The sequence below is a fragment of the Timonella senegalensis JC301 genome, assembly GCF_000312125.1.
Lineage (GTDB): Bacteria > Actinomycetota > Actinomycetes > Actinomycetales > Cellulomonadaceae > Timonella > Timonella senegalensis.
The window spans coordinates 55,340-76,521 of the sequence record NZ_HE978645.1 but is presented as its reverse complement, the minus strand read 5'-3'; the positions used below and the strand labels follow the sequence as shown (position 1 = coordinate 76,521).

At 62.7% G+C, this 21,182-nt stretch carries 20 protein-coding genes; 14 read left to right on the top strand and 6 right to left on the bottom strand.

What is annotated here, in order from left to right; all coding sequences use genetic code 11:
* Positions 1 to 31 precede the first annotated feature (31 nt).
* The 4 genes from HGSM_RS13185 (at position 32) to HGSM_RS13170 (ending at position 3,726) form a co-directional block, all read left to right on the top strand.
* The gene (locus tag HGSM_RS13185; protein ID WP_019149238.1) at positions 32 to 1,309 is read left to right on the top strand and encodes an ABC transporter substrate-binding protein; all 1,278 of its coding nucleotides are present in this window, start codon (positions 32 to 34) and stop codon (positions 1,307 to 1,309) included.
* Between the two features lie 91 nt (positions 1,310 to 1,400).
* Positions 1,401 to 2,312 (top strand): carbohydrate ABC transporter permease, encoded by a 912-nt coding sequence (locus HGSM_RS13180; protein WP_019149237.1) that lies wholly within the window; start codon positions 1,401 to 1,403, stop codon positions 2,310 to 2,312.
* A complete protein-coding gene (locus HGSM_RS13175) occupies positions 2,302 to 3,300 on the top strand; it encodes a carbohydrate ABC transporter permease (RefSeq protein ID WP_019149236.1) in 999 nt (332 codons plus the stop codon). The genes HGSM_RS13180 and HGSM_RS13175 overlap by 11 nt, the downstream gene beginning before the upstream one ends.
* A 111-nt stretch (positions 3,301 to 3,411) precedes the next feature.
* Positions 3,412 to 3,726 carry an L-rhamnose mutarotase gene (locus HGSM_RS13170; RefSeq protein WP_019149235.1) on the top strand — a complete coding sequence of 105 codons (315 nt, stop codon included), beginning with the start codon at positions 3,412 to 3,414 and terminating at the stop codon, positions 3,724 to 3,726.
* Here HGSM_RS13170 and HGSM_RS13165 read toward each other — a convergent pair.
* Complete coding sequence (locus tag HGSM_RS13165) at positions 3,702 to 4,388, bottom strand: FadR/GntR family transcriptional regulator (RefSeq protein WP_019149234.1); 687 nt, start codon at positions 4,386 to 4,388, stop codon at positions 3,702 to 3,704. The two genes, HGSM_RS13170 and HGSM_RS13165, sit on opposite strands and share 25 nt — an antisense overlap.
* Positions 4,389 to 4,664: 276 nt before the next feature.
* Between HGSM_RS13165 and HGSM_RS13160 the strand changes: the two genes are divergently transcribed.
* From HGSM_RS13160 to gdhA, 5 genes are all read left to right on the top strand, one after another.
* Positions 4,665 to 6,017 (top strand): alpha-L-fucosidase, encoded by a 1,353-nt coding sequence (locus HGSM_RS13160; protein ID WP_019149233.1) that lies wholly within the window; start codon positions 4,665 to 4,667, stop codon positions 6,015 to 6,017.
* 79 nt (positions 6,018 to 6,096) lie between these two features.
* Entirely contained in the window at positions 6,097 to 6,837 is a 741-nt protein-coding gene (locus tag HGSM_RS13155) for a copper homeostasis protein CutC (protein WP_019149232.1), read from the top strand.
* A 112-nt stretch (positions 6,838 to 6,949) separates the two neighbouring features.
* On the top strand, positions 6,950 to 7,366 hold the full coding sequence (locus HGSM_RS13150) for a hypothetical protein (RefSeq protein ID WP_019149231.1): 417 nt from the start codon (positions 6,950 to 6,952) through the stop codon (positions 7,364 to 7,366).
* Positions 7,367 to 7,857: 491 nt separating this feature from the next.
* Entirely contained in the window at positions 7,858 to 8,112 is a 255-nt protein-coding gene (locus HGSM_RS13145; RefSeq protein WP_154646364.1) for a hypothetical protein, read from the top strand.
* 348 nt (positions 8,113 to 8,460) lie between these two features.
* Positions 8,461 to 9,795, top strand: coding sequence for an NADP-specific glutamate dehydrogenase (gene gdhA / locus HGSM_RS13140; RefSeq protein ID WP_019149229.1), 1,335 nt, complete (start codon positions 8,461 to 8,463; stop codon positions 9,793 to 9,795).
* 98 nt (positions 9,796 to 9,893) lie between these two features.
* On the opposite strand, the gene rocD is transcribed toward gdhA, so the two are convergent.
* Positions 9,894 to 11,144 (bottom strand): ornithine--oxo-acid transaminase, encoded by a 1,251-nt coding sequence (gene rocD, locus HGSM_RS13135; protein ID WP_019149228.1) that lies wholly within the window; start codon positions 11,142 to 11,144, stop codon positions 9,894 to 9,896.
* 138 nt (positions 11,145 to 11,282) lie between these two features.
* Between rocD and HGSM_RS13130 the strand changes: the two genes are divergently transcribed.
* Together HGSM_RS13130 and HGSM_RS13125 are read left to right on the top strand one after the other, a co-directional pair.
* Positions 11,283 to 13,016, top strand: a complete 1,734-nt coding sequence (locus tag HGSM_RS13130; protein ID WP_019149227.1) for an RNB domain-containing ribonuclease — start codon at positions 11,283 to 11,285, stop codon at positions 13,014 to 13,016.
* Positions 13,006 to 13,395, top strand: a complete 390-nt coding sequence (locus tag HGSM_RS13125) for a sterol carrier family protein (protein WP_019149226.1) — start codon at positions 13,006 to 13,008, stop codon at positions 13,393 to 13,395. Before HGSM_RS13130 ends, HGSM_RS13125 begins: the two co-directional genes overlap by 11 nt.
* Before the next feature lie 16 nt (positions 13,396 to 13,411).
* Here the strand turns inward: HGSM_RS13125 and HGSM_RS13120 are convergent, their stop codons facing one another.
* From HGSM_RS13120 to HGSM_RS13105, 4 genes are read right to left on the bottom strand one after another with little or no spacing between them, the layout of a single operon-like run.
* Positions 13,412 to 14,434, bottom strand: a complete 1,023-nt coding sequence (locus HGSM_RS13120) for a sulfate/molybdate ABC transporter ATP-binding protein (RefSeq protein ID WP_019149225.1) — start codon at positions 14,432 to 14,434, stop codon at positions 13,412 to 13,414.
* Positions 14,431 to 15,258, bottom strand: a complete 828-nt coding sequence (locus tag HGSM_RS13115) for a sulfate ABC transporter permease (protein ID WP_019149224.1) — start codon at positions 15,256 to 15,258, stop codon at positions 14,431 to 14,433. The genes HGSM_RS13120 and HGSM_RS13115 overlap by 4 nt, the downstream gene beginning before the upstream one ends.
* Complete coding sequence (gene cysT / locus HGSM_RS13110) at positions 15,251 to 16,213, bottom strand: sulfate ABC transporter permease subunit CysT (protein WP_230197558.1); 963 nt, start codon at positions 16,211 to 16,213, stop codon at positions 15,251 to 15,253. The genes HGSM_RS13115 and cysT overlap by 8 nt, the downstream gene beginning before the upstream one ends.
* Positions 16,210 to 17,247, bottom strand: coding sequence for a sulfate ABC transporter substrate-binding protein (locus HGSM_RS13105; RefSeq protein WP_019149222.1), 1,038 nt, complete (start codon positions 17,245 to 17,247; stop codon positions 16,210 to 16,212). Before HGSM_RS13105 ends, cysT begins: the two co-directional genes overlap by 4 nt.
* A 233-nt stretch (positions 17,248 to 17,480) precedes the next feature.
* Between HGSM_RS13105 and HGSM_RS13100 the strand changes: the two genes are divergently transcribed.
* The 3 genes from HGSM_RS13100 to purM all read left to right on the top strand — a co-directional run bounded on the left by HGSM_RS13100 (position 17,481) and on the right by purM (position 20,910).
* On the top strand, positions 17,481 to 17,930 hold the full coding sequence (locus HGSM_RS13100) for a hypothetical protein (protein ID WP_154646363.1): 450 nt from the start codon (positions 17,481 to 17,483) through the stop codon (positions 17,928 to 17,930).
* A 247-nt stretch (positions 17,931 to 18,177) separates the two neighbouring features.
* Positions 18,178 to 19,722, top strand: a complete 1,545-nt coding sequence (gene purF / locus HGSM_RS13095; RefSeq protein WP_019149220.1) for an amidophosphoribosyltransferase — start codon at positions 18,178 to 18,180, stop codon at positions 19,720 to 19,722.
* An 84-nt stretch (positions 19,723 to 19,806) separates the two neighbouring features.
* Positions 19,807 to 20,910, top strand: a complete 1,104-nt coding sequence (gene purM / locus HGSM_RS13090; protein WP_019149219.1) for a phosphoribosylformylglycinamidine cyclo-ligase — start codon at positions 19,807 to 19,809, stop codon at positions 20,908 to 20,910.
* Positions 20,911 to 21,182 lie beyond the last annotated feature (272 nt).

The following is a 21,182-nucleotide window of genomic DNA, read 5'->3' as shown; positions in this document are numbered from 1 at the left end:
ACTTTCTCTCGACCCAAGGTAAGGAACGACAATGAAGTTCAAGAAGACGATGGCAGTATCCGCGACAGCAGCACTCGCTCTGTCCCTCGCCGCCTGTGGCTCCGACGACAAGGGCGGCAACGAAGGAACCGGCAGCGGTTCCGGTGAGAAGGCCCAGATCACCTGGGACATGTGGGCGGGAAGCGACGACGACATCGCTGCGCTCGAAGCGACCCTCAAGATTGCTCAGGAAGAGAACCCTGACATCGACATCAAGCTGCAGCACGCTCCGTGGAACGACTACTTCACCAAGCTCACCGCTAACCTGTCCTCGGGCAAGGCCGCGTGTGTCACGTCTATGAACGGCCAGCGACTCTCCGGATACGCAGACGCATTCATGGAGCTCACTCCTGAAGACATGGCAACTGCCGGAATCAAGGAGTCCGACTTCACCGCTGGCTCGCTCGACATCATGTCCAGCGGCGGCAAGGTTCTGGGTATCCCTTACGACGTGGCCACCATGATGGTGTTCTACAACAAGGACCAGATCGAGAAGACTGGGGCTCCTGCGCCAAAGCTCGGCTGGACCAAGGCTGACATGGAAGCGACCTTGGCAAAGGCCGGCGACGACAAGATGAAGGCATTCGGTATGGGTATGGCGGAGTTCCAGTGGCTCGCGCTTCCTATCTCGGTTTCAGGCGTGCAACCAGTGACCGCCGACGGCAAGCTTGACCTGACCAACCCTGCGTTTGTGGACGCGGCAACCTGGTACGGATCGTTCGTGGAGAAGGGCTGGGCCGACCAGGCTCCGTCTGCATCCGAAACCGGTTGGGGCGAATCCGAGTACCAGGCGGGCAACGCCGCCCTCGCGGTGGACGGCACGTGGAACGCCGTGTCCTACCTGAACAACGAGTCCGGATTCAAGGCCGGAATGGTTGACCTCCCTGCTGGTGACAGCGGAAAGAACCTCGGACTCGTCCTCGGATCGGGCTACGGAATCGCCAAGAACTGCGAGAACAAGGAGGCCGCGCTCAAGGTCCTCGGTTCGCTCGTGGGCAAGGCCGCGCAGGACTCGATGGCATCGTCCGGACGTTCCTACCCGGCTCGCGTTGAGTCGCAGCCTTTGTACTTCGAGGCTCTCGACGCATCCGTACGTGACGAGGTGAAGGGTGCGTTCGACGCAGCGTTTGCAAATGTTGCTGGTCAGAACACCAACGCCGAGTGGACCAAGATCTCGGAGACGTTCCCCAACAACTTGGTGAGCGTCTACACCGGCGCAACCTCGATGGCTGACATGCTCAAGGCCACCCAGGACCAGTTCGCTAAGTAAGGTCCCGCGTTACCAGTGGGCGCGCCCGGCCACAGAACAACCGGGCGCGCCCCTCGCAGTTCCACCTCTCACAAGAAGGTCCCACCAAAAAATGACTCAGACAGAGATTCGGCGCAGCCGAAGCGCACTGAGCAGGGTCGAATCCCGGCAGGCCCTGGGCTTTGTGAGCCCAGCCCTTCTAGGACTCGCCATTTTCACCGCGGTCCCTGTGGTCCTGTCCATCGTCATGAGCCTGTACAACTGGCCGGCGTTTGGGGAGCGCAGCTTCAACGGTTTTGGCAACTACGTCAACCTGTTCACTAAGAACCCTGATTTCTGGCCTGCACTGCGCAACTCAGCGGTTTTCACCATCCTGTATGTGCCAGCGAACATTGCGGTGTCTCTCGGGCTCGCGTTGGCGCTGAGCTCCCGCATCAAGGGTCGCGCGGCGTTCCGCGTACTCTTCTTCATCCCGGTTGTCACACCCGTGGTTGCGAATGCGCTCGTGTGGAAGATGCTGCTGCAACCCAAGGGCCTGATCAACGGTGTCTCGGTGTCCGTGTTTGGCGTTGAGTTGCCCAACTTCCTGGCGGACCCCACGTGGGCCATGATCATGATCGTAGTCATGTCGGTGTGGCAGGGGATGGGCTACAACATGCTGATCTTCTCGGCTGCGCTTGAGCAATTGCCCGACTCGGTTATGGAGGCCGCCCGGATTGATGGTGCAAAGGGCTGGCGCATGCTTGCCCGCATCAAGATCCCGTTGATCTCCCCGTCGATCTTCTTCGCTGTCATCATGACGATGATCTCTGCGATGCAGGTCTTTGCTCAGCCGCAGCTTCTCACCGGTGGTGGGCCCGGAAACTCGACCCTCCCGCTCGTCATGTTCATTTATCAGCAGGGCTTCAAGTTTCAAGATCTCGGCCTCGCCGCGGCTGGCGCCTGGATCCTGTTCGTGATCATCATTCTGATTACTGCGGTGCAGTTCGGAGCGCAAAAGAAGTTGGTGCACTATGAGCACTGAGCAAGTAATGAACAACTCGATTCTCCCCACGGGTGGGGGTGCGGCAAAGGCTCAGGCCGCAGGCGCTCACGCCGCGCAGGTTGCAGTCCTTGGCGCGGACGGCCCCGAAGGGCCCGACCGTACCACCCGCCGCCGCAAGGCCGCGGTTGATGGCGTCCACAAGGAGAGCCTGATCCGCAAGATCCTGGCATACGGGTTCATCGGCCTCGCGGCCGTGGTGTTCGCAACGCCACTCGTGTACGCGTTCTTCTCCGCGCTTAAGCCGAACGACCAGATCTTCTCCATGCCACCCAAGCTCATTGGCACGGAGATTCGCTGGTCAAACTTCTTGGCAGTGTTTGAGCACGGGCCATTCGTGCGCTACATCCTGAACTCGTTCTTTGTGGCGATCGCGGGAACGCTTATCGTGCTGGCGGTGTCGTCACTAGCCGGATATGCGTTCTCCCGGCTGCGGTGGAAGGGCCGCGAACTCGTGTTCATCCTGTTCCTCGGGACCATGATGATCCCGCAAGAGGTTCTCGTGGTGCCGATGTTCATTGTGATGCAGTGGTTCGGTTGGGTGGACACGTACCAATCCCTGATCTTCCCGTTTGCGTTTGGCGCCTTTGGCACCTTCCTTATCAGGCAGTTCATGCGTGGCATCCCGTTCGAACTTGAAGAGGCTGCGCGTGTGGACGGCGCCGGTCCGATGCGCACCTTCTGGCGGATCATTTTGCCTTTGTCCAGTTCGGCGCTCGCGGTGGTTGCGGTGTTCACGTTCCTCGGATTCTGGAACAGCTACCTGTGGCCGCTGATCACGATCATCGACTTCTCCACGTACGGCACGCTGCCGGTGGGTCTGTCGACCTTCTCGGGCCAGAACGGCACCCGGTGGGACCTGCAGATGGCAGCGTCAATCATCTCCATGATTCCGACGACGATTCTGGTGATTGCTCTGCAAAAGCACCTGGTCAAGGGAATCTCGATGTCCGGTTTGGGCGGCCGCTGACCGGCGCCTCCACCCAATATGACGGTCCGCGTGCCGCGGCGCCCTGCGCGCCGCGGCACGCTGGTGTAAGTTGCTCCGAACCCGGTTCGGTCCACAGAAAGAGGGATAGCTGTGCAAGAGGTAGCGTTTCGGACCCGCCTGAAGGCGGGTTGTGAACAGGAGTATGACCGCGTACACGCGGTGATTCCCGACGATTTGGATGGGGCCCTGCGCGAGTCCGGTGTGCGTTCGTGGAAGATCTGGCGCGATGGCCTCGATCTGTTCCATGTGGTCGAGGTCGAGGACTACGCGCAGATGAGGGCGTTCCTGGAACACCACCCTGCCAACATCCCGTGGCAGGAGAGGATCAACGCGCTCTTGGACGTGGCGGACGACTACTCGTCCGAGTCGGGGACGATCCCTCAGATCTGGTCCTTGCCCAGCTGACTGGACACCCACATCTCCACGCCGGAGACATGCACGGTGGCCCATGAGCGGGCCAGGTCGGCACGGCCCATGCGCAGCGCGGACACGATTGCGCGATGCTCGGCGAGCGTCCGGTCGATGGCCCCGTCCTCTGTGACACCGCGCCAGATGCGCGCGCGGGAGGTCGCGCCGGACAAGCCTTCAAGGGTCGCCGCGAGGTATGCGTTACCGCTGGCCGCGTTGATCGTGCGGTGGAACTCCATGTCGGCCTCGACGAGTTCCTCCACGCTGGACTGGCTGTTCACTGATTCGGCGAGGACCGCCAACTGTGCGATCTGCTTGGGTCCAAGGCGAGTTGCCGCCATATGGGTGGCCTCGGCCTCGAGGATGCGCCGCACGCCTAGTAGGTCCACGATCGAGGAGTCCTGGTGCAGGTCGATAACGAACGAGAGCGTCTCCACGAGAGTGTTCGGGGCCAAACTGGTGACAAATGTGCCGTCGCCCTGGCGCACGTCGAGGACCCGGAGCAGGGCAAGAGCCTTGACAGCCTCTCGCAGCGAGTTGCGGGAAAGCCCGAGCCGCTCAGAGAGCTGCGCCTCGGGTGGCAAGCGGTCGCCAGGCTTGAGCTCACCGCTCATGATCATGGAGCGGATTGCAGCGATTGCGTCGTCAGTTACAGCCATGTATCAGAGATTAGTCCATTTTTCATACAAACTTCGAGAGAAGGTCGGGTGTTTGTGCGTGTCTTTCAGCAAGATTTGGCTCAGAATGGCTGTTAGATCGCCAAGTACGCCGCGAGACATCCAAGGGGTAGGGGATTTGTCCCCAGTTGGGCGGGCCCACCTGCGTACCCGCCGCAAGACCAGACTGACGCACGTCACCTACAAGCCCCAATCCCGATTCCATACCCCCACCCGAGCCGCCCTCCACGCATACGAGACCCAAGGAAGTAGCCCGTCATGCTGAACTTTGAAGACCGCACAGGACCCGACCTCGGCTCCGACGCCCCCGAATACCCAAACGTCCCCGTGGCCGACTGGTACCGCGACGCCAAGCTCGGGTTCTTCATCCACTGGGGCCTGTACTCGGTTCCCGCATGGGGAACGCCCAAGGGCGCGTACAAGGTGCAGGTTGAGGACGCCTACACCTACCACCAGTACGCGGAGTGGTACGCCAACACGGTGCGTATCCTCGGTTCACCCACCCAGCGTCACCAGGCGCAGACCTACGGCCCCGGAACCACGTACGAGGACCTCGCTGACCTCTGGCACCCGGACACGTTTGACGCCGACGCCCTGATCAGCCAACTCACCGATGCCGGCGGCAAGTACGTGGTCCCCACAACCAAGCACCACGACGGCTTCTGCCTATGGGGCACCAAGACCACCCCGTTCAACGTGGTGAGCCGAGGTCCCGGCCGCGACCTCATCAAGGAGATCGCGGAAGCAACCCGCAAACACGGCGCCCGCGTGGGGCTGTACTTCTCCGGCGCCCTCGACTGGCACGTGTCCGAGTTCCCGCCGATCGAATCCGACACCGACCTCTTCCGCTTCCGACGCAACGACGCCGACTACTCACGCTACGCGGCGGATCAACTGCAGGAACTCGTCGATAATTTCTCCCCGGACATCCTGTGGAACGACATCGACTGGCCAGACGGTGGCAAGGGGCGCGAGCCCTATGGGCTCGCCGCGCTGCTGGGGCGGTACTTTGACGGCAACCCGGACGGCGTCATCAATGACCGCTGGGGCGTTCCGCTGCATGGCTACCTCACGCGCGAGTACAGCCACGTCCCCGAGATCCTCGAGAAGCCGTGGGAAGCCACGCGCGGGCTCGGCGCCTCGTTCGGGTTCAACCAGAACGAGGGTCCGGAACACACGCTCACCGAGGCGGAGCTCGTCCACCTGCTGATCGACGTCGTGTCCAAGAACGGCAACCTGCTGCTCAACGTGGGCCCTCGCGCCGACGGCACGATCCCCGAGATCCAGCAGGAACGGCTGCGCCAACTCGGCGCTTGGATGCGCGTCAACGGCGAAGCCATCTACGGCACTCGCCCGTGGACTCGCTGCGGCGAGCAGTTCACGCCCGCGGATCGGTCGCCGGTGTCCTACACCGCCAAGGGCGACGTCCTGTACATCCACGCCCTCGACCCAGCGCGCGGACAGGTCGCGCTCCCCGCCGAGGCCGCGAGCAGCCCCGTGGAATGGCTAACCGCCGCAGGCCCAGTTACCAGCACGGTCGCCAACGGATTAACGACGATTCCCGCCGAGTTGCGCTCGCAGGTTGCGGCCACAGCCCGGGTACGGTTGTAGCAGTATTCGGCATCGCTGCTTGCTCGCGCGGCAGCGGTAGCATCCCGCGCTATAGGGCGGGGAAGCGGATGGAGGAACGATGACGGTTCTAGAGATAGCCGTGCAAGACGCTCGTGGCGCACGGATTGCCCGCGAGGCGGGCGCCGACCGTGTGGAACTGTGCGCTGCGCTCGGGCTCACTGGCGGAATCACACCCTCCATCGCGACAGTCGAGGCCGTGGTGGCCGAGGGTCTGCCAGTGCACGTGCTCGTGCGCACCCGTCCCGGTGGGTTTGTCTACACCGCCGAGGAAGTCGAGGTCATGGCCCGGGACATCGAGTTGGTGATCGAGGCAGGCGCGTCCGGCGTGGTCATCGGCGCCCTGAACCCGGACCTGAGTGTGGATCACGACGCCGTGCGCACCTGGCTTGGGGTGGCGCGGCTCGCGGGGGAGCGAGAGGGGCGGAACGTCGAGGTCACCTTCCACCGCGCCCTCGACGTGGTGCCCGACCCGGTTACGGTTCTGCGTGAGCTCGCAGGGCTCGGAGTGGACAGGGTCCTCACATCGGGAGGCGCGGCGGCCGCGCCGCAGGGCGTAGGCGTGCTGCGAGCGCTCGCGGGAGCGGGCACTGGAGTGCAGGTCCAGGTCGGTGGAGGGGTGACGATCGAGTCGATTCCAGAGCTGGTTGCACTGGGCGTGGATGGAATCCACCTCTCGGCCAAGCGAGTTGTACCTGACCCGGGACCCGTGGGTCCGGGAGGCGGCGAGCCCGGCGGGCTTGAGGAGACCTCACCGGAGATCGTCGCGGCGGCAGTCGCCGCGCTCCGGTCCAACGAGTGAGGCAACGAAACCCGACGCATATGTAAAAGTGCCTCCAAGTCACGAAGACACTCACGGAGAATTCAAAAGAAGATGGTACTCTCAGATACGCAGAACCGTTGATGGAAAAGAAGTGAATGCGCCACGAGAGCTTATTCACCTATTCCAAGAAGTTAGGAATGAACAGCTCAAGCGGTTTGAAACGCGGACCGCTAGCGAGGTTGACGAATCAATTTTCGAGCAAGCCCCTTTCAAGAGTGCAATCAAGATAGTATCCGACATGCGGCTCAAAGCAACGATTTTTGCCGAGTATCCCGATGCTAAACCATGGCTCGAAGCGCTTCGCTCAGAGATGGCGACGCAGCATATTGAAAGTCTCATGAGCATCTGGTCGGTAGACCGCGTCGAGGCGGAAAACAGAATTCAACGTCTACTTGATGTTGGTGTTCTGTCTAACGAGTCCAATGCGCCTATCCGCACTGCCGAGTTGAATTTTCCTTTCCTCTATAGACCCTCTCTCGGGCTCATTCAAGGGCGGGCACCGAAGTAAGCCGTGCCCAGAGAACAGTTCAGACCGGGAGCGCCTTCGCGCTTCCAAAGGAGCATGGCTCGCGCTGTTGCGGAGACGTGGTCCGCGTGCAGCTCGGAGTAGAGGCTACCCGTCATTCCTACCAGCCGCGATCGCGCTTGGCAGGAAACTGCGGGGAGGAAGGGGTAAAGAGTATGAAAGGACCGAGTGTAGGGGGGGCCGGGAATGGGTCGAAGGCCGCCCGGCGGAGCAATGTTGGATAGAAGCCCAGGGACAGAACGCCAACCGGAAGAGCACATGAGCGCGCTGATCGAACGCATCAAGCGGAAAACACGTATCAACCCAACGGACGGCCTACACCGCACAGCCTATGCGCTGCAATGGCAGTACGGTGCCCGACAAGCCACCGTGGGGGTGGCGATAGGAACGCTCACAGCGCTGATCTTCCGCACCGACATCCTGGTCAAGGAATCGGGAATGTCCTCGCGGCTGTCGGTGCGGTGTTCACCGCCGTGGCAGTCACTACCTCGTACGAGGCAGACCTCCAAGCCCGCCGCGACACTTACCGCGGAGAACGAGACATGGTGCTACGCGAGTTTGAACAGCGCATTGAAAGCGCATGCGAACCCGAAAGGTCCGCCATCCTCGCTCAGTACGCAGTATTCGTTGATGCCGGCACTCACCCTAACTGGCACCACGCCACACTCGACTACCGATCCGGCCGGTCACGGGAACTCATTGCGAGCGCCGCGCGCGGTTCGTGCTAGATCTCGGCGACGAGCACCGGACGTGATGGGAGTGGCGCTGGGTCGGGGTGAATCGTCGAAAATCACTTTCTCAGGCGCTGACAGCTGCAGCGAACGGCGAAAACACGCCAAAAATAGCCACTAGGTGGGATCATATGTTTCCCCCATGTAAATTTGAGTGTTACGGCAGTGTAAAAACCGCACAAAGTCGCGCTCTGACGCCGCTGTGTGAGTCTTCCGACCCTATTTGGTCCGCGTCAATAGTTGTAGGCTCGAACACGGCAACGCGCGAACAACGTGCCAGCGCGGCTCATTAAGCCGCGAGACGAGCGCACGTAACAAGAACTTAGGCAAAGGAGACCAGACCACATGGAAGGTCAGCTCGCACCCATCTTCGACCAGGTGTTGCGCCGCAACCCAGGCGAAGCAGAATTCCACCAGGCAGTACGCGAAGTCTTCGAGTCCCTTGCCCCAGTCCTAACCAAGAACCCAGAGTACGCAGACGCTGCAATCCTTGAGCGCATCTGCGAGCCAGAGCGCCAGATCATCCTTCGTGTGCCTTGGGTAGACGACCAGGGACACGTCCAGATCAACCGTGGCTTCCGCGTTGAGTTCAACTCCGCACTTGGCCCATTCAAGGGTGGCCTTCGCTTCCACCCATCCGTGTACCTCGGAATCGTCAAGTTCCTTGGCTTCGAGCAGATCTTTAAGAACTCCCTCACCGGCATGCCAATCGGCGGCGGCAAGGGCGGTTCCGACTTCGACCCACGCGGTAAGTCCGACGCCGAGGTCATGCGCTTCTGCCAGTCCTTCATGACTGAGCTCTACCGCCACATCGGCGAGTACACCGACGTCCCTGCAGGTGACATCGGCGTGGGCGGCCGCGAGATCGGCTACCTGTTTGGCCAGTACAAGCGCATCACCAACCGCTACGAGTCCGGCGTTCTGACCGGCAAGGGCCTGTCATGGGGCGGATCGCTCGTCCGCACCGAGGCAACCGGGTACGGAACCGTGTTCTTTGCCAACGAAATGCTCGGCACCAAGAACGACACGCTCGAAGGCAAGCGCGTGGTCATCTCCGGTTCCGGAAACGTGGCAATCTACGCTGCGCAGAAGGCTCAGCAGCTTGGCGCTAACGTGGTCGCGCTCTCCGACTCCTCGGGCTACGTGCTCGACGAAAAAGGTATCGACATCGAGACCATCAGGCAGGTCAAGGAAATCGAGCGCGGACGCGTCTCCGACTACGCAGAGCGCCGTGGTGCCCAGTTCGTGGCCAAGGGCAACATCTGGGAACTCCAGGCAGACATCGCACTTCCTTGCGCAACCCAGAACGAGCTGGACCTCGACTCGGCCAAGCTTCTCATCGCAGGCGGCGTCAAGGTCGTTGCTGAGGGCGCGAACATGCCTACCACCCCTGACGCGCTCGCCGCGTTCCAGGATGCGGGCGTGCTGTTCGCACCGGGCAAGGCAGCAAACGCCGGTGGTGTTGCAACCTCCGCGCTCGAGATGCAGCAGAACGCATCGCGTGACGCGTGGACGTTTGACTACACCGAGCAGCGCCTGCAGTCGATCATGAAGAACATCCACAAGAACTGCGCCACCACAGCCGAGAAGTACGGCCAGCCTGGCAACTACGTTGCCGGCGCAAACATTGCGGGCTTCACCAAGGTTGCAGACGCGATGATCGCCCAGGGCGTCATCTGATCTAGCTCTGTAGTTCAAGGCCCGGCCCCGGAACCTCAGGTTCCGGGGCCGGGCCTTTGTATTGGCTGGGTGCTTGGTACCGGGACGGACTTCGCCGACTAGGCCAACTCGGTGAGCGCCGCTGACAGCGCCGCGCACATGTAGTCGAGTTCGTCGTCCGTGATGGTGAGCGGCGGCGCGAGCCGGATGGTAGAACCGTGGGTGTCTTTGGCCAGTACGCCGTGTCGCAGAAGCCTTTCACAGACCTCGCGGCCGGTGCCCAGTTCAGGGTCCACGTCTATCCCCGCCCAGAGCCCCACCTGCCTAAACGCGACGACCCCGTGACCGACGAGCGCATCGAGTTCCTTATGCAGCTCTGCCCCCAGCCACCGTGCGTTGGCCTGCGGTATTCCCGAGTCCAATAGCGCGACCACCGCTCGCGCCACCGCGCTCGAGAGCGGGTTGCCACCAAACGTGGAGCCGTGTTCGCCGGGACGGACCACGGACATGACATCCTTTCGCCCGGCCACGGCGCTCACCGGGAGGATACCTCCGCCCAGCGCCTTGCCCAGAGTCACCAGATCCGGGGTGACACCGTTACGCGTGGTCTCGAGCGTATCCCCGGTGCGTCCGAGCCCTGACTGCACCTCGTCTGCGATGAACAGGACATCGTTGGCCGTGGTGATCCGCCGGATGTCCTCGAGGTACCCGGCGGGCGGGATGAGCACACCGGCCTCTCCCTGGATCGGCTCAATGAGAACCGCCACGGTGTTCTCGGTGATCGCGGCCTCGATCGCCGCGGCGTCGCCGTAGGGGACCGTGACAAAACCTGGCGTGAACGGTCCGAACCCGTCGCGGGCGGTGGGATCGTCGGAGAAACTGACCACGGAGATGGTTCGCCCGTGGAAGTTTCCGGCGGCAACGATGATCTCGGCAGAATCGTCGTCCACTCCCTTGACCCGGTACCCCCACAGGCGCGCGAGTTTGAGCGCGGTCTCGACGGCTTCGGCGCCCGTGTTCATGGGCAGCATCATGTCCTGGCCCACTAGTGCGCAGAGTTCCTCGCCGAGAGGCCCCAACTGGTCGTTGTGGAAGGCACGGGAGGTAAGCGTCAACCTACCGAGCTGCGCCACCGCGGCGCTCACCAAATCGGGGTGGCGATGCCCAAAGTTGAGCGCGGAGTAGGCCGAGAGCGCGTCGAGGTATCGACGCCCCTCAATGTCCGTGACCCAGGCGCCGTCACCTCGGGAGACCACGACGGGCAGCGGATGATAGTTGTGCGCTATGAACTGTTCCTCGTGCTCGATCGCTGAGCGTTGGACGGTAGGACTGTGTGCCTCGTGGGCGGCGTTGCCTGAGTACTCTTCCATGACCCAACGCTATTCCTGCACCGCAGTTTCGGCCAGACATTGCTTGTCGCCGCCCACATCGGGCGAGAAATGACCCCAGTTTCACGTTGCCTGCGCAATGTATTGGTGTCACCGAACCGCAGAAGGTACGGTCAGGGTATGCCTGCCAGAGTCGTCAAACTTGGTCTCCCACGTCCCTCCGTCGCCGAGGTAATCCGTGACGCATTTGAGCATCTACGTGCTGAAATGCAGATCCCGGCTGACTTCCCTGCACCCGTCAACGATGAGGCGGCGGAGGTCAAGACGCGATTCGCTGAGGCGGACCTCGCTCAACAGTTCCCCCGCCACGACGCCTCGACCCTAGACATTCCGTTCCTGACTATCGACCCCGAGGGTTCGATGGACCTCGACCAGGCGCTGCACATTGAAAAGCTCGACTCCGGCTTCCGGGTGAACTACGCGATCGCTGACGTGGCAACGTACGTGCGCGCGGGCGGCGCGATCGACGCTGAGGCCCAGTCCCGCGGCATGACCCTGTACGCCCCCGACGGCCGCACGCCGCTCCACCCGCCAGCTCTCTCCGAGGACGTGGCGAGCCTGCTGCCGGACCAGGTCCGGGCCGCAGCCGTGTGGACGATCGACCTCGACGAGACCGGCAAGATCGCTTCCATCGATGTGCGCCGTGGCATCGTCCGCTCCCGCGCGCGTCTCAGTTACGTGGAGGCCCAAGCCCTCATCGAGGCGCACCTGCCGAGCCACGCCCCCACGTCGGACCCTGACGGGTCCGGATCTATCGTCGAAAATCAGGACGTGGCGGCGGTGGACACCGCCGCACTGACCGCCACAATTTCCGACGAATGCCTGGACTCAGTCCTTCTCCTTGCGTCTGTGGGGCCGCTGCGCCAAAAGGTCGAGCAGGAGCGAGGAGGGGTGTCGCTGAACGTCCCTGAGCAGGAAGTTCACATGACAGAGGACGGGGACTTTGAACTCTCCTTCCGGTCGATCATGCCGGTGGAGGACTGGAACGCGCAGATCTCACTCCTGACGGGCATGGCGGGCGCCCAGCTCATGCTCAAGGGTGGGGTCGGGCTGCTACGCACGCTGCCACCCGCCGACCCGCGGGACCTTAAGCGCCTGCGGCACACCGCGCACGCGCTGGGACTGAACTGGCGCAAGGACCTGAGCTACGGAGAGTTCCTAGACACGCTTGGCGCTGCTGGACCGCGCGAAGCGGCATTCCAGCACGAGGCGACCACCCTGTTCCGCGGCGCCGACTACCTCGCATTCACGCAGGAGAGCGTGCCAGGGGAGAACGCGGGCAAGCACAACGCGATCGGAGCACACTACGCTCACGTCACCGCACCGCTGCGCCGACTCGGGGACAGGTACACCACCGAGATCTGCCTAGCCATTGCGGAGGGCCGCGAGGTGCCCGAGTGGGTCATGGAGAAACTGCCGGAACTACCCAAGCTTCTGGCAGACTCGGGCCGGCGCGCGGGATCGTACGAGCGGGCCACGATCGACATCGTTGAAGCGGCGGTTCTTGCGGACAACGTGGGCGACACTTTCGAGGGCGCGATCGTTGAGGTTGAGGACAGGGACTTCAAGCGCGGCGACGTCATGATTGCTGACCCTGCGGTGCACGCGCAGGTGCGCAGCTTGGGCGAGCTTCCGCTCGGAGAGGTCGTGACGGTCACCCTTGTGGAGGCGGACATCGAGCGCCGCCGAATCCGGTTCCAGTTTGGGCCGCTGTCGGTGGCGCAGGGTCAGGGACAAAGGCAGGGTCAGGGGAAGGCGCAGTCGCAGGCCGAGCGGGGGAACGTCCCCGGAGCATCAGGGCAACGGCCAAGCGGAAATCAGTCCGAGGCGGAAGGCACGAGTCGTGGCCGGTAGGCGCAAGACCGACCCCACTGCGGGGCGCGTGGCAGTGAACGCTTGGCGAGACGGAACGGCGGATCGCCGGACCGTGACCACGGCAGTGCGGTTCACGCTCGAGGAACTCGCGGACGTGACGCCAGGACATGCGGTCGAGGTGCGCGTGCCGCCGGCGGGGGCAGTCCAATGCGTGGAGGGCCCGCAACACACACGAGGTACCCCGCCGAACGTCATCGAAACCGACCCCCAGACCTGGCTCGAGCTGGTCACGGGTGCGCTCACGTGGGAGGAAGGAATCTCCTCCGGGCGGGTTCTGGCATCCGGCGAGCGTGCCAACATCGAGCAGTGGCTGCCGCTTCAAGCCACGAGGCGCCGGCAGGGCGAACTCGGGGAGTAGGTCGGGCGGTCAGGGCCTAGATTGTGTAGTTCGCAAACGGGAACTCGTTCGGGGCTGAAAGTGGGGCATCGGTTGCCACACTCGTGGAACCGGGCGCTTTGCGGAGCCAGACCTGTGCACCGGAATCCAGCTTGAGCGAGCGCGCCTCCGCCCGTGTTGCAACGCACTGGACCACGCCCGTGAAATGGTCTGACTCCACGAGTACATCGGAGCGCACCTCGAACCCCACGCGGGTGGTCCGCATGACCGTTCCCGGGAGGAACTCGCTGCCCGGATCGTGGGAGAGGACCTCGATGTCATGCGGCCGCACGAGCTCCCCACCGAGCCTGGTTGCAGGGCCAAGGAACCCCATGACGAACTCGTTAGCAGGCTCGTCGTACAGCGTGTCCGGCGCCCCCACCTGTTCCACCCGACCCTCGTTGATGACCACGATCTCGTCCGCCACCTCGAGCGCCTCCTCCTGGTCGTGGGTGACAAACACCGTGGTCACGGGGATTTCGTCATGCAGCCGGCGTAGCCACTCTCGCAGTTCCTTGCGGACCTTGGCGTCGAGCGCACCAAATGGCTCGTCGAGGAGGAGCACGCTGGGCTGAACCGCCAGAGCGCGGGCGAGGGCCATGCGCTGACGCTGACCTCCCGAGAGCTGCGAGGGCAGCCTGTGCGCGTACTGCTCGAGGTGGACCAGCCGTAGCAGTTCGTCGACACGCGCGGCGGTAGCTTCCTTGGGCGTCTTGCGGATGTCCAGCCCGAACGCCACGTTCCTGGCCACCGACATGTGCTTGAAGGCGGCGTAGTGCTGGAACACGAACCCCACATTGCGCTTGCGGGCTGGCAGGTTCGTTGCGTTCGTCCCCTCGATCTCGATGCTCCCGGAATCGGGTCGCTCCAGCCCCGCGATGATGCGCAGGAGAGTGGACTTGCCCCCGCCCGAGGGCCCGAGCAGCGCAGTGAGCTGACCTGTTGGAAGGCTAACGGAGACGTCGTCGAGCGCGACAAAACTGCCAAAGCGCTTGGAAATGTTCTTCACAATGATGCTCATGTGCCACTCCTGGCCTTGGTGCTGCTGTGGTCGGTGCGCAGAGCGGTCACCACGATGATGCAGGCTACGGACACGGCAGCAAGGAGGAACGCGGTTGCGTATGCCGTGGATTGCTCAAAGTCTTGGTACTTCTGTTCCACCAGCAGGGTGGCGGTCTGGGTGCGGCCCTCAAGGTTGCCGGACACGATCTTGACCGCGCCAAACTCGCCGAGTGCCCGGGCAAAGGTCAGAACAACCCCGTACACGAGGGCCCACTTGATCCCCGGAAGAGTGATGCGCAGGAAGGCCTGCACAGGGGAGGCACCGAGAGACGCCGCCGCCTGCTCCTCGTCGATGCCACGCTCCTGGAGCACAGGAACCACCTCGCGGATGACCAGCGGGAGGGAGATGAAGGCGGTCGCCATGATCATGCCGGGCGCCGAAAAGATGACGTCAAATCCGCGCTCATGCAACCACGCGCCAAACCAGCCGTCCCGAGGGCCGTAGACGAGCACGAGGGCGAGGCCAACAACAACCGGGGACACGGAGAGCGGTAGGTCGAGGAGCGCGCTGAATACCCGCCTTCCCGGAAACTCGTACCGCGCCAGCAGGAGGGAGACGCCCACTCCAAACAGGGTGTTGAGCAGAACGGCTTGAACAGCCACCGCGAGCGTGAGTTGAAGTGAAAACACCACGACTGGGTCAGACAGTGCGGCGCGGAGGGACTCCAACCCCTGCTCAAACGTGTGCTGACCCACGAGCCAGACTGGCCAGCCAACCAGGAAGAACAGGTAGACGATGACTGCAAACCGGAGCACGTACCGGGTTGCGCTTTTCTCAACCACGCTTGGCCACCCTCCGTTGAATGACATCGAGTGCCACGATGACCCCGAGAGATACCAGCAGGAGGACAGTAGCCACAGCGGCCGCCGCGCCCACGTTCCCGTTCTCCACGTACGAGAGGATCCTGACGGAGCCCACCTCGGTGCGCAGCGGCAGGTTCCCGCTCAGCAGGACGAGTGCCCCATACTCGCTCATGCCCCGAGCGAACGAGAGCGCCGCACCGGCCGAAATCGCCGGGATGAGCGAGGGCAGGACCACCACACGCAGCGTGGTGAATCGGCTTGCGCCCAGGGACGCCGCAGCCTCCTCCACGTCCCGGTCCAGCTCGGCGAGGACCGGTTGCACAGTGCGCACCACGAACGGCAGCGTGACAAACAGGAACGCTAGGAACACCGCGGCGCGGGTGTTGGCAATGTTGACACCCACGGGGCTTGTCGGACCATACAGGGAAAGAAGGACCAAGCCCGCCACGATCGTCGGTAATGCGAATGGAATGTCAATGACCACCTCAAGCAGACGCTTGCCCGGAAAGTCGTCCCGTACCAAGACCCAGGCGATCGCAGTTCCCACGACAACGTTCACGAGGGTTACGCCAAACGCAGTGGCCACGGTGAGCCCGAGCGCGGACGCTGTTTGCGGGTTCGTGATCGTGGCCCAGAACGCGGCCCAGCCGTGACCGGCTGTTTCTACGAGCACCGCGAGGAGCGGGATGAGTGTCAGCAGCGAGAACCAGATCATTGCCACGCCGAGCCCCACACCGGCGGGCGCGGAAAGTGAAACTGTGCCAGAGGAGGCGTTGGGTTTTGTTCTGAGGCTGGGGGCTGCGTGCGGGTTGACGCGCCGGACTAGTCGGCGCAGGGTTCTTGGTGCTGGTGCTGGTGCTGGTGCTGGTGCTGGTGCTGGTGCTGGTGCTGGTGCTGGTGCGGGCGCATCCTGAGTGGGCAGAGCGGAACTCACTGCTTGCCCGCCTCCGACTGGACCCGCGTGACAATCCCTGACTCGGAGAAGAATTCATCATTGACTGATTGCCAGCCGCCAAACGTGCCCGCGATCGTCTGCAGGGTCCTGGGCTGCGGGAAGGGGCTGGAGGGGTCGTTTGCGCCCTCCACTGTGCCCACCGTGACCGTACTGCGCACAGGGCGGAACCCCTTGGACGCAAAGATCTTTTGGCCCTGATCGCTCAGTACAAACTCGAGGTAGCGCGACGCGGCCGGGTCGGCGTCCCGCGTGACAGCTGCAGGGTTCTCTATGAGGAGAGTGGAATCGGGGACCACATAGTCAAAGTCTTCGCCGTTCTGGCGGGCAAGGATGGCCTCGTTCTCGTACGAAATCAGGACGTCGCCCGTCCCAGATGTGAAGGCGGTGGTCGCGTCTCGGCCGGAGCCTGGCAAGGCAGCCACGTTGTCAAAGAACTTCCGCAGGTACTCCTCGGCGGCCTGCTTGTCCCCACCCTTGGCTAGGACCGACCCGTACGCGGCCAAGATATTCCACCTAGCGGAGCCGGAGGAGCCCGGGTTGGGTGTGACGATCTTGACGTCATTGCGCAAGAGGTCGTCCCAGCCCGTTATGTTCTTGGGGTTTCCGTCCCTAACCACGAGGACAACCACGGAGTCCGAGACGATGCCGCGGTGCTCGCCTGAGTTCCACTCGGAAGAGACGATTCCCGCATCGACCAGTCTGGTGACGTCACCCTCCAGCGAGAAATGCACGTAGTCGGCCTCAAGTCCGCTCTCCACGGCGCGGGATTGATCGCCCGAGGCGCCATAGGAGGTGGTCCAGGTGGCGCCCTTGCCCTGCTCGGTTTTGGCGAAGGCCTTTTGTGCTGCATCGTTTGCGGCTTTGGGCACCGCGAACCCCACGATGGCGAGTTCAACCGAGGGGCCGCCGCCGGCAGTGCCGCCCGAGCTTCCGCCCACTGCAGTGGGAGCACAAGCGGAGATCACCACTGCGGTGAGCGCCGCCAGGGTGATCGAGAGCTTGTACTGGCGCATGGGGAGGGCCTTTCGGTTGAGGAATTTGGTTGGGGATTGGGGGAGGCTAGGGTTGGTGCGAACCCATAGCGTGGTCCGGTCAGACTATGGGGGCTGGTCCGTTGGGAAAAGGGAGGCGTTGAGTTCCGAGACAACGTAAACGCCCAGTTAACCTGTCCCCTTAACGGGGCGAAACGTGTGCTTGCAGAACAGCCCATCGGACAAGGGGAGCGTCACTGGGTAGAATCGACTGCGTGACTGATCCTCAGGAAAACCCAGTGCCCGCAGCAGATAATTCGAACAGCTCGTCGCCCGAGACCCAGGCGATGCCAGCAGTGCCCGCTCCCGCCCAGGACATTCCTTCGGAAGACACACTGAACCCCGCGCAGTCGGCCCCATCTCCGGAAATTATCGACATCAGCGAACTCTCGGAGGCTGAGGTTGCGGAGATTGAAGGTACCGCTAGCTACGCGGTCGTGCGTCGAGCTCCCCGCTTCAAGGCGTTCTTTGCCGTAGGGGCTGTCATTGGTGTGGTCCTCGGTATCTTCGTAGGCATGTATCTTTCGGAACCCGGCATGATCAACCGGGGCATCTACGTTGTTGTTTGTGTGTTGTTCACCACGATGATGACCACTTTGCTTACCGGATTGATCGCGTCGATCATTGACCGCCGCAGTGTGGCTCGGATTGAGGCCCAGAAGTAACTTTTTGCGTGCGTGCGCCAGTTAGGTCACGCCGCGTCAGAAAGCCGCTGGTGACGAGGAAAGCCTCGCACCGGCGGCTTTCTTCGTACCTGCCTAGACCGTAGTTCTGGCCCAAAAAAGGGAAGAACGTTAAGCGTTCAACTAAATTTGCGCATCCCGGGGATCGGCAGCGCGGTGCTCTAGAACGGAGCCTATTTCTCCGTGGACTCCAGAGAGAAGCCCCGCGATCGTATGGAACAATACTGATGTGGCCCTGCGTGGAGATGGACGACTGAATCATGACCTCATGCCCGGCGAGAAAGGACCCCAAGATGCCTGTGGCGTCTTCGGTGTCTGGGCTCCCGGTGAAGAGGTAGCAAAACTCGCTTACTTCGGGTTGTACGCGTTACAACACCGAGGGCAGGAGTCTGCTGGCATTGCGACAAGCAATGGCCAACAGATCCTGGTGTACAAGGACATGGGACTCGTTTCCCAGGTGTTCGACGAAACCGCACTCAACGCACTGACCGGGCACATCGCCATTGGTCACTGCCGTTACTCAACCACCGGTGGAGTGACGTGGGAGAACGCCCAGCCAACGCTCGGCGCCACCTCGCACGGGACCGTGGCCCTCGGGCACAACGGAAACCTCGTGAACAGTGCGGAGCTCGTGGAACTCGTTGCACAGCGCTACGGTGAGCAAACCCGTGGCGAACTTGCGCGGGGAAATACCACTGACACCGCACTCGTGACCGCACTCCTGTACGGAGAAGAGGGGCACTCACTCGAAGAGACCGCCCTTGAGGTGCTTCCGCACCTGCGCGGCGCATTCTCGCTTGTCTTCATGGACGAGAACACCCTGTACGCGGCACGCGACCCTCAGGGTGTGCGTCCACTCGTGCTCGGTCGCCTCGCGCGCGGGTGGGTCGTAGCCTCGGAGACCTCCGCGCTCGACATCGTTGGCGCCTCGTTTGTCCGTGAGGTCGAGCCCGGCGAGATGATCATGATCGACGCCGATGGCCTCCGCACCACCCGCTTTGCGGAAACAAAGCGCGCAGGCTGCGTATTCGAGTACGTATACCTGGCACGCCCCGACACCACAATCTCCGGGCGCTCTGTGCACGCCGCGCGCGTTGAGATGGGCCGCAGGCTCGCAGCAGAACACCCCGTTGAGGCGGACCTCGTCATTCCAGTTCCCGAGTCAGGAACCCCCGCGGCAGTTGGTTACGCGCAAGCGTCCGGTATTCCATTCGGGCAGGGACTAACCAAGAACGCGTACGTCGGACGTACCTTCATCCAGCCTTCAGACACGCTGCGCCAGCTCGGCATCAGACTCAAGCTCAACCCGCTGCGTGAGATCATCCGGGGCAAGCGCCTAGTAGTCGTGGACGACTCTATCGTCCGAGGTAACACCCAGCGCGCACTCGTGCGTATGCTGCGGGAAGCCGGAGCCGCTGAGGTCCACATCCGTATTTCGGCGCCACCGGTCAAGTGGCCATGCTTCTACGGAATCGACTTTGCCTCGCGTGCGGAACTGATCGCGAACGGGCTGGACTCGGCTGAGATCGCAGCGTCCCTAGGCGCCGACTCGCTCGGCTACATCTCGCTCGAGGCAATGGTGGAAGCCACTGAACAGCCTAAGAAGAAGCTGTGCACTGCGTGCTTCGACGGCGAATACCCGATCACACTTCCAAGTGATGATGCACTCGGCAAGAACTTGCTTGAAAAGCCAAACTCGTTGGGCGCTCCTGAGGATGGACTTTCCAACCTCAGCGTGGGTCAGGGCGGGCACACCGCTCTCGAACAACCCTAGTGCCGCCACGGGGCGGAACCGCGAGGCTGCGCCCCAGCACATCCTTAAGCCACACCACCCCTTTTCACAACATTTGGAGTTTAAGTGACTGACGGCATTACCTATGCGGCAGCTGGCGTTGACACGGCCGCTGGGGATCGCGCAGTTGAGCTCATGAAGGCGGCCGTTGCCAAGACTCACGGCCCTCAGGTTGTCGGAGGGGTGGGCGGATTCGCCGGCCTGTTCGACGCGTCTGAGCTCAAGAACTACAACAAGCCTCTCCTCGCTTCCTCAACAGACGGGGTTGGCACCAAGGTCGCAATCGCACAGGCCATGGACAAGCACGACACGATCGGGTTTGACCTGGTCGGCATGGTCGTGGACGACATCGTCGTGTGCGGTGCCAAGCCACTCGTCATGACCGACTACATTGCCACAGGCAAGGTCGTTCCCGAACGAGTTGCCGCGATCGTTCGCGGAATCGCCGAGGCGTGCATTGTTGCTGACACCGCACTGGTTGGTGGCGAGACTGCGGAGCACCCAGGTCTGCTTGCCGCCGACGAGTACGACGTTGCCGGGGCAGCGGTCGGTGTTGTCGAGGCCGATGACCTGCTCGGTCCACAGCTTGTGACAGATGGGGACGTCGTCATTGCGATGGCTTCCTCAGGAATCCACTCCAACGGCTACTCACTCGTGCGCGCAGTCATCAACCACGCGGGCTGGGAACTCGACCGTGACGTGGCAGAGTTCGGCCGCACACTCGGTGAGGAGCTACTCGAACCAACTCGCGTTTACTCCTCCGACTGCCTCGCACTCGCTGCCGATAAGGCCACCCAAGTTCACGCGTTCTCCCACGTCACAGGCGGCGGCATTGCCCAGAACCTTGCGCGCGTCATCCCCGCCGGACTCTCGGCAACGATCGACCGCTCTGCTTGGGAAGTTCCTGCGGTGTTCAAGGTAATGCGCGAACTCGGCAACGTTCCGTGGAACGACATCGAGCACACGCTCAACCTGGGCATTGGCATGATCGCGATCGTGGGCAAGGACGGCGTGGATTCAGCGCTTGCACGCCTGAAGTCGCTCGGCCTTGAGTCCTGGATTCTGGGCACCGTCGGCGTCGACTCGACAGAGGCTGCCAGCGCCAACCTGATCCGCGGCGCCAAGGGAGTCGAAGGCGGTTCCGTACGGTTGCACGGCGAGTATCGCTAGTACGTACTCCGCAACCACTGCGCTTCACTTTTGGGGCGGGTTCCTACGGGAACCCGCCCCAAACTTGTCTATGCCGTGTTTGTCGGGGCCCGTGTACGTGTGGAGAGCGCTGATGGCGCCTCATCCCGACTCGACTCCGTGCCAACCCGGCAACTCGCCTTGCCACGGACGCCACGCCATGCCGCGGGTGCCATGCCACCCGCTCTACGCCATGCCACGGACGCCACGCCAAATCAGCACAGCACGCAACCAGTACAGCACGCCACCAGTTC